Source organism: Streptomyces durbertensis (assembly GCF_014156695.1).
Lineage (GTDB): Bacteria > Actinomycetota > Actinomycetes > Streptomycetales > Streptomycetaceae > Streptomyces > Streptomyces durbertensis.
The window spans coordinates 1-8355 of sequence record NZ_WMLF01000229.1 but is presented as its reverse complement, the minus strand read 5'-3'; the positions used below and the strand labels follow the sequence as shown (position 1 = coordinate 8355).

6 protein-coding genes are annotated in these 8355 nt (G+C 73.4%); 4 read left to right on the top strand and 2 right to left on the bottom strand.

Translation table 11 applies throughout. From position 1 onward, the window contains the following. Positions 1–57: 57 nt before the first annotated feature. Together GL263_RS16045 and GL263_RS16040 are read right to left on the bottom strand one after the other, a co-directional pair. Positions 58–531, bottom strand: a complete 474-nt coding sequence (locus tag GL263_RS16045) for a Dps family protein (protein WP_182856403.1) — start codon at positions 529–531, stop codon at positions 58–60. 149 nt (positions 532–680) lie between these two features. Beyond that, entirely contained in the window at positions 681–1703 is a 1023-nt protein-coding gene (locus GL263_RS16040; protein WP_182856402.1) for a rod shape-determining protein, read from the bottom strand. 234 nt (positions 1704–1937) lie between these two features. On the opposite strand from GL263_RS16040, the gene GL263_RS16035 reads away from it, so the two are divergent. The 4 genes from GL263_RS16035 to GL263_RS16020 all read left to right on the top strand — a co-directional run. Beyond that, positions 1938–2639, top strand: a complete 702-nt coding sequence (locus GL263_RS16035; protein ID WP_182856401.1) for an SDR family oxidoreductase — start codon at positions 1938–1940, stop codon at positions 2637–2639. A 38-nt stretch (positions 2640–2677) separates the two neighbouring features. Beyond that, positions 2678–3727 carry a methionine synthase gene (locus tag GL263_RS16030; protein ID WP_182856400.1) on the top strand — a complete coding sequence of 350 codons (1050 nt, stop codon included), beginning with the start codon at positions 2678–2680 and terminating at the stop codon, positions 3725–3727. Between the two features lie 51 nt (positions 3728–3778). After that, entirely contained in the window at positions 3779–5959 is a 2181-nt protein-coding gene (gene ligA, locus GL263_RS16025; RefSeq protein ID WP_182856399.1) for an NAD-dependent DNA ligase LigA, read from the top strand. Positions 5960–6203: 244 nt separating this feature from the next. Further along, the coding region (locus tag GL263_RS16020) for a putative bifunctional diguanylate cyclase/phosphodiesterase (RefSeq protein WP_182856398.1) at positions 6204–8355 on the top strand (2152 nt) is incomplete at its 3' end.

Sequence of the window (8355 nt, the reverse complement as noted above, 5' to 3'; positions counted from 1 at the left end):
CCCATCGCCCCCTCGCCGGCGGGCGAGGGGGCGATGGGCGTCGGGGCCGGGCCGGGGTTACCTGCCGTTCTCGGCCTGGAACATCCAGTGGTGCTTCTCCAGCTCGCCGGTCAGCCCGATGAAGATGTCCTCGGTGACGGGGTCGACCTTGCCGGTGGCGGTCATCCGCTCGCGCATCCGCGCGACGACCGTGCTGAGCGCGTCGACCATCGTGGAGACCGCGTCGCGGTCCTGCTGCCAGCCCTCCGGGACGCCGCTGACGCCGGTGTCGGCGGCGACGGTCGTGGAGCGGCCGTCGGGGGCGACACCGAGGGCGGAAGCCCGCTCGGCGACCGTGTCGCTGTACTGCCGGGCGGTGTCGACGACCTCGTCGAGCTGGAGGTGGATGGAGCGGAAGCGCGGGCCGACGACAGTCCAGTGGATCTGCTTGGCCACGAGGGAGAGGTCGACGAGGTCGACCAGGGCGCCCTGGAGGGCCTCGCCCACCACCTTGAGATCGTCGTCGGGAAGGGTGCTCTTGACGGCGTACATCCGTGGACCACTCACTTTCGCTGGTGGTGTGAGTCTGTTCTGGTATGGGCGATATGCCGGCGCAGCACGCTTTGTGGTGTTAGCTGCGCTTACCTTCCTCTCCTAGCCGCCCACGGCCGTCGTCAAACACCCGGCGTCGGCCGGTCGGGTCACGCGGCGGTGGTCAGCAGGGGGCGGGAGCCGAAGAGGCCGACGAGCTTGTCGTACTCCTCCAGGCAGCGGCCGGTGCCGAGCGCGACGCAGGTCAGCGGGTCGTCGGCGACGACGACGGGCATGCCGGTCTCCCGGGAGATCCGCTCGTCCAGGCCGTACAGCAGGGCGCCGCCGCCGGTGAGCACGATGCCGCGCTCCATGATGTCCCCGTACAGCTCGGGCGGGCAGTCGTCGAAGGCGGAGGCCACGACCTCGACGATCGAGCGGACCGCCGGTTCGATGACCTCCAGCAGTTCGTCGGTGGTGAGGTCGACGTACTTGGGGAGCGTGCTCGTCTTGTCCCGGCCGCGTACCTGGATGCCGGCGCCCTGGCCGAGGGCCGTCTTGATCCGTTCCGCGGTGCGCTCGCCGATGGTGATGGAGTGCTCGCGGTGGATGTAGGCGGCGATGGTGGCGTCGATGGTGTCGCCGGCGACGCGGGAGGAGCAGGAGGTCACGGTCCCGCCGAGGGAGATCACGGCGACCTCGGTGGAGCCGCCGCCGATGTCCACGACCATCGAGCCCTGGGGCTCGTAGACCGGCAGTCCGGCGCCGATCGCCGCGGCCATCGGCTCCTCCACCAGGTGCACCGAGCGGGCGCCGGCGCGGGCGGCGGTCTGGAGGACGGCCTGCCGCTCCACCTCGGTGATGCCGCTGGGGACGCAGATGATGACGCGGGGCGCCCTGGTGCGGGCGGGGCGTGCCTTGCGGATGAAGCGGCGCAGCATCGCCTCGGCCGCGTCGAGATCACTGATGACTCCGCCGGCCAGGGGTCTGGTGGCGACGATGGAGCCGGGGGTTCTGCCCATCGACTGCTGGGCTTCGGAACCCACGGCGCGGACCTGCCCGGTGCGCGAGTCCACCGCGACGACGGAGGGTTCGTTCAGGACGACGCCCTTGCCGCGGGCGTACACCAGGGTGTTGGCGGTCCCGAGGTCTATCCCGATGTCCCGGGAGCCGAACGACGTGCGCTTTCCCATGTCTGACCCCGTCAATCCGTGGGTGTTTGTGCGGAATGTCTGTTCCGCTCGAGCAGCATACCGACGCGGCCGATCGCGCGCCGCCCGGCCAGCAGCATGCCAGCAGCCCGAACGAGGCGTGCCGGCGTCCCCCCTGTGCGGCTTGTACGGCGCGCACCGGCGCGCGCGCCGGGCGCCGCCGGGGCGCTGGGGGCGCCCTGTCCCGCCGCCGGGCGGGTGCGGGATCATGGCCGGATGGCTACGCATCTCATCACAGGCGCGGGTTCGGGCATCGGAGAGGCCGTCACCCGAATGCTGCTCGCACGCGGCGACGAGGTCTGGCTGCTCGCCCGGGACGCCGGTCGGGCCAGGCAGCTCGTCGAGCACTTCTCCGGGGCCGGCGGCGAGGTCCGCACCCTCGTCGGCGACCTGGCCGAACCGACCCGGCTCTCCTGGGCGTTCGGACACCAGAGCCTGCCCGGCGAGCTGGACTCGCTGCTGCACGTCGCCGGAGTGGTCGAACTGGGCCGGGTCGAGGAGCTGACGCCCAAGGTCTGGGACGCCACGCTCGCGGTGAACCTGGTCGCCCCGGCAGAGCTGACCCGGCTGCTGCTGCCGCAGCTGCGGCTGGCCCGCGGCCACGTGGTCTTCGTCAACTCCGGTGCGGGCCTGCGGACCAACGGGAACTGGGGCGCCTACGCGGCCAGCAAGCACGGACTCAAGGCGCTCGCCGACGCGTTGCGCGCGGAGGAGGCGGCGGCCGGGGTCCGCGTCACCAGCGTCTACCCGGGCCGGACCGCCACCCCGATGCAGGCCAAGGTGCACCAGCAGGAGGGCCGCGCGTACGACCCGGCCCGCTGGATGACGGCGGAGTCGGTGGCGACGACCGTGCTGACGGCGCTCGACCTGCCGCGCGGCTCGGAGATCGTGGACCTGAGCGTTCGCCCGACCGGGTGAGGCGGCGGGCCGCGGCCGGTCTTCCGTAGGCTTCCGCCGTGAGCGAGACGTCGAGGTTCAGTTGGGGGCCGGCCGCGGCCACCGGGGTGGGGTCCATGCCCGGGGGCGACGCGCGGGAGGCGGCCCGTACCGTCATGGGCACCCTGGAGGCGCTGCCCCACCTGCCCGAGCTGCCCGCCCGCGGGCCCGGAGCCGACATGATCGGCCGGACGGCCGGCATGCTGGTCGAGCTGTACGCGCGGGTGGAGCCGAGCGGCTGGCGGCTCGGGGACCGCCCCGGGCGGGACACCGCGCGCGCCCGCTCCTGGCTGGGTGAGGACCTGGACGCGCTGGAGGAGTTCGCGCAGGGCTACGCCGGCCCGCTGAAGGTGTCGGCGGTCGGTCCGTGGACGCTGGCCGCGTCGCTCGAACGGCGCAACGGCGAGGCCATGCTGGGCGACCCCGGCGCCTGCCGTGACCTGGTCGCCTCGCTGGGCGAGGGGCTGCGGTCGCATCTGGCGGAGCTGCGGCGCCGACTGCCGGGCGCCGAACCGGTCCTCCAGCTCGACGAGCCGTCGCTTACGGCCGTGCTGCTCGGCCGGGTGCCGACGGCCAGCGGCTACCGCACCCACCGGGCCGTGGACCGCGCGGTGGTGGAGGGCGCGCTGCGGGAGCTGACGGAGCGGGCCGGTGCGGCCGGGGTGCCGGTCGTGGTGCACTCCTGCGCGCCCGACGTGCCGTTCGCGCTGCTGCGCCGGGCCGGCGCGACGGGCGTCTCGTTCGACTTCTCGCTGGTCACCGAGCGTGACTTCGACGCGCTGGGGGAGGCCGTGGAGGGCGGCACCGCGCTGTTCGCCGGAGTGGTTCCGGCCGTTCCCCCGGCGGCCTCGTCGACACAGCCGGCCTCGGCGGGATTGTCAGACCCTGCCGGTAGCGTCATGGGTGTCAGATCGCTCTGGCGCAGGTTGGGGCTGTCCCCCGAGAGCCTGGCGGCCTCTGTGGTGGTCACCCCGGCGTGCGGTCTCGCGGGCGCGAGCCCGGAGTACGCCCGCCGGGCCCTCGCGCACTGCGTCAGTGCGGCGAGATCCCTCGCTGACGACCCTGAGTGACGGGTGCCCCGGCGTTCCGGGGCGCCCACCGAGTAACGGGAGGAAACGACGGTGGCCGTCGAACAGCACTCATCCGTGCCGGCCGAGGCGCGGGAGCGGCACGCGCTGCTCGCCGAGCAGGTCGAGGAGCACCGCTTCCGCTACTACGTGAAGGACGCCCCCGTCGTCAGCGACGCCGAGTTCGACCGGCTGATGCGGGAGCTTGAGGAGCTGGAGGAGCGGCACACCGAGCTGCGCACCCCGCAGTCGCCGACGCAGCGGGTGGCCGGCCGCTACGAGACGGAGTTCACCGCCGTCGAGCACCGGCAGCGCATGCTCTCGCTGGACAACGCCTTCGACGCCGCCGAGTTGGACGCCTGGGCCGACCGCCTCGCCCGGGAGCTGGAGGGCCTGCCCTTCCACCTGCTGTGCGAGCACAAGATCGACGGCCTGGCGGTCAACCTCACCTACGAGCGCGGCCGCCTGGTGCGGGCCGCCACCCGCGGAGACGGCCGCACCGGCGAGGACATCACGCCCAACGTGCGCACGCTGGGCGAGGTGCCGCAGCGCCTGACCGGCGACCGGGTCCCGGACCTGGTGGAGATCCGAGGGGAGGTGTACTTCCCGATGGAGAGCTTCGCCGAGTTGAACGCCAGGCTGGTCGCCGAGGGCAAGCCGCCGTTCGCCAACCCGAGGAACGCCGCCGCCGGTTCGCTGCGCCAGAAGGACCCCCGGGTGACGGCCGAGCGTCCGCTGCACCTGCTGGTGCACGGCATCGGTGCCCTGGAGGGCATGAGCATCGAGCGGCTGTCGCAGGCGTACGAGCTGCTGGCCTCGTGGGGGCTGCCGGTGCCCGCGCACAACCGGGTGGTCGACGACCTGGCCGGGGTGCGGGAGTTCATCGAGGACGCCGAGGTCCGCCGCAGGCAGCTCGGCTACGAGATCGACGGCGCGGTGATCAAGCTGGACGAGATCCCGCTCCAGGGCCGCCTGGGCTCCACGTCCCGCGCGCCGCGCTGGGCCCTGGCCTGGAAGTTCGCGCCCGAGGAGGTGAACACCAGGCTGGTGGACATCCGCGTCGGCGTCGGCCGCACGGGCCGGGTCACGCCGTACGCGGTGGTCGAGCCGGTGACGGTCGCCGGCTCCGAGGTGGAGTTCGCGACGCTGCACAACCAGGACGTCGTCAAGGCCAAGGGCGTGCTCGTCGGGGACACGGTGGTGCTGCGCAAGGCGGGGGACGTCATCCCGGAGATCCTCGGCCCGGTGGTCGACCTGCGGGACGGCAGCGAGCGCGAGTTCGTGATGCCCTCGCACTGCCCGGACTGCGGCAGCGAGCTGCGCCCGGCCAAGGAGGGCGACATCGACGTCCGCTGCCCGAACGCCCGGTCGTGCCCGGCGCAGTTGCGGGAGCGGCTGTTCTACCTGGCCGGCCGCAAGGCGCTGGACATCGAGCACTTCGGCTACGTCGTCGCCACGGCGCTCACCCAGCCGCTGGAGCCGGACACCCCGCCGCTGCGCGACGAGGGCGGGCTGTTCGACCTCACGGTCGAGGAGCTGCTGCCGATCAAGACACACGTGCTCGACCAGGACAGCGGGCTGCCGAAGACGGACCCGAAGACCGGCGAGCCGAAGGTCGTCACGCTCTTCGCCAACCAGGCCGGCGAGCCGCGCAAGAACACCCTCGCCATGCTGCGGAACATCGAGGAGGCGAAGAGCCGCCCGCTGGCGCGGGTCCTGACGGGCCTGTCCATCCGGCACGTCGGCCCGGTCGCCGCCGAGGCGCTGGCCAGGGAGTTCCGGTCGCTGGACCGGATCTTCGCGGCCGACGAGAAGGAGCTGGCGGGCACGCCGGGCGTCGGCGACATCATCGCGGCCTCGCTCAAGGCCTGGTACGCCGAGGAGTGGCACCGCGAGATCGTGGAGCGCTGGCGGGCCGCCGGGGTGCGCACGGAGGAGGAGGGCGGCGAGGAGACCGGCCCCCGACCGCTGGACGGTCTCACGATCGTGGTGACGGGCACACTTGAGTCGTACACGAGGGACGCCGCGAAGGAGGCGCTCCAGCAGCTCGGCGCGAAGGTGACCGGATCGGTGTCGAAGAAGACCGATTTTGTCGTTGCGGGCGCCAGTCCTGGTTCGAAGTACGACAAGGCGGTGCAGTTGAAGGTACCGATTCTTGATGACGGCGGACTCACCGTGCTGTTGGAGCGCGGACCGGACGAGGCACGGGATTCGGCGGTGAATCCGGCCGAGTGACGGCCGGGCCGGTAACGTTCGACCGGACGCCGCCACGGCGGGGCCGCTTCGACCGGCCGCGCGGAGCCCGACCCAACCGGGCCTCGGGGGCCGCCGGGTGACGGGGAGTCACCCCGGACCCGTGCCGACGAGGTAGGGATTCGGGCAACCCGAGGCGAATGCTGCCCATGCGGCCCTTCTCCGCCTAGGGTTGAACCGTGCGCCTGCCGTGGCGTGGGCACCGACGGCCGGGAGAGGGACGCGCATGCAGCACACATCCGAGGATCGCGGTCCGCGGGGCGGCGCCCGCCGACCCGGTCCCGGTTCCCCGCGTGCGGCGACCCCGGAGCGGGCGGGCGGCGACGGCCGGCAACCGCGGCGCAGGCGCTCGTTCCCGCTGCCCGGCCCGGTCCTGACGCCCTTTGTGGTGCTGGGCGCCGCGGTCGCGCTGCTGATCGGCGTCTACCGCGTCGTCGACCAGGGCCGCGCGCTCTTCCCCGGGGCGACGGTCGGCTGGGGCCTGGCGGTGCTCACCGGCATCATCGTCGGCCACCTGGTGGCGCTCGGCCGGGAGCGCTGGTGGGGCGGTACGGGGTCGGGAGCCTCGCTGACCCTGGCGGTGCTGCTGCTGTACGGCTGGGTGCCGGCCGCGCTGGTCAGCCTCGCGCTGGTGGTCCTGGTGGCCGCCGCCCGGCGCAGCCGCTGGCGGGAGGCGCTGGTGCACGGCGGCGCGGACATCCTCGGCATCGGCGCCTCCGCGCTCACCATGAGCGCCTTCGGCACCCACCCGTCGGTGGAGGCGCCCTGGCTGCCCGCCGACTGGAACTGGGCCGCGCTTCCGGAGGTCTTAGTCGCGGCCTGCACCTATCTGCTGGTGACCCGGCTGCTGCTGTGGTTCTGCCTCACCCCGCGCGGCGGGCTGCCGACGGCGACCCGGGTCGCGCTGGTCCGGCAGGGCCTGGTGTGCGTGGCGCTGCTGGGCATCTCCCCGCTGATCGTGGTGGTCGCGACCCACATGCCGCTGCTGCTGCCGCTCTTCGCGATCCCGCTGATCGCCCTGGACGCCACACTGTGGATCGCCAGGGCCCGGGCGGAGGAGCAGATGCGCGACCCGCTCACCGGGCTGCCCAACCGCATGTGGCTGATGGAACGCACCTGGGCCGCGCTGGACGAGGCCGACCAGAACAACACCCGATGCGCCCTCGTCCTGATCGACCTCGACCGGTTCCGGTCGGTGAACGACACACTCGGTCACCTCGCCGGTGACCGGCTGCTCCTCCAGATCGCCGACCGCATCCGCTTCGCCCTGCCGCGCGGCGCCGAGGCGGCCCGGCTCGGCGGCGACGAGTTCGCCGTCCTGCTGCCCCGCACGGACTCCGCCACCAGCGCCCAGCGCGCCGCCCGCACCCTCGTCTCCTCCCTCGGCTCCCCGCTGGACCTCGACGGACTCACCCTGGTGCTGGAGGCCAGCGCCGGGGTCGCGGTCTTCCCCGACCACGCCGCCGAGGCCGAGGGCCTGCTGCGCCGCGCCGACGTCGCCATGTACGAGGCCAAACGGGACCGCACCGGCGTCGAGGTCTACGACTCGCACCGGGACGGCAACACCCCCGACCGCCTCGGGCTGCTGGCCGACCTGCGCCGCGCGCTGGACGCCGGCGAGGTCCAGCTCCACTACCAGCCCAAGGTGCGCTTCGACGGCCAGGTGGCCGGTCTGGAGGCGCTGGTGCGCTGGGAGCATCCCGAGCGCGGGAAGGTCCCGCCGGACGAGTTCATAGCCATCGCCGAGACCTCCGGGCTGATGCCCCGGCTCACCGAGTACGTGCTGGAGACGGCGTTGCGGCAGGTCGCCGAGTGGCGCGCCCGGGGTCTGCCGGTGCCGGTCGCCGTCAACATCTCGCCGCGCGACGTGCACACCCCCGGCTTCGCCGGTTCCGTCGCCGCCCGCCTCGCCCGGCACGGGGTGCCGGCCTCCGCGCTGCAACTGGAGATCACCGAGCACGTGCTGCTCGACGAGCCGCAGCAGGCCGCCGCCACCCTCGCCGGGCTCACCGCCCACGGCGTGCGCATGTCGCTGGACGACTTCGGCACCGGCTACTCCTCGCTGGTGCACCTGAGGCGACTGCCGGTCAGCGAACTGAAGATCGACCGCTCGTTCGTCGCCCGGCTCGCCGTGGACACCCAGGACGCCGAGATCGTCCGCTGCACCATCGACCTCGCCCACTCCCTCGGCCTGTTGGTGGTCGCCGAGGGCGTGGAGGACGACCGCACCTGGGAGCGGCTGCGCGACCTGGGCTGCGACGCGGTCCAGGGCTGGCTGGTGTCGGCCGCCATGCCCCCGGAGGAGGCGACGGCCTGGCTGTGCGCCCGGGCCAGGGGCGCCCGCCGGGAGCTGCCCGCGGCGCCGCGTCCGCTGCGGC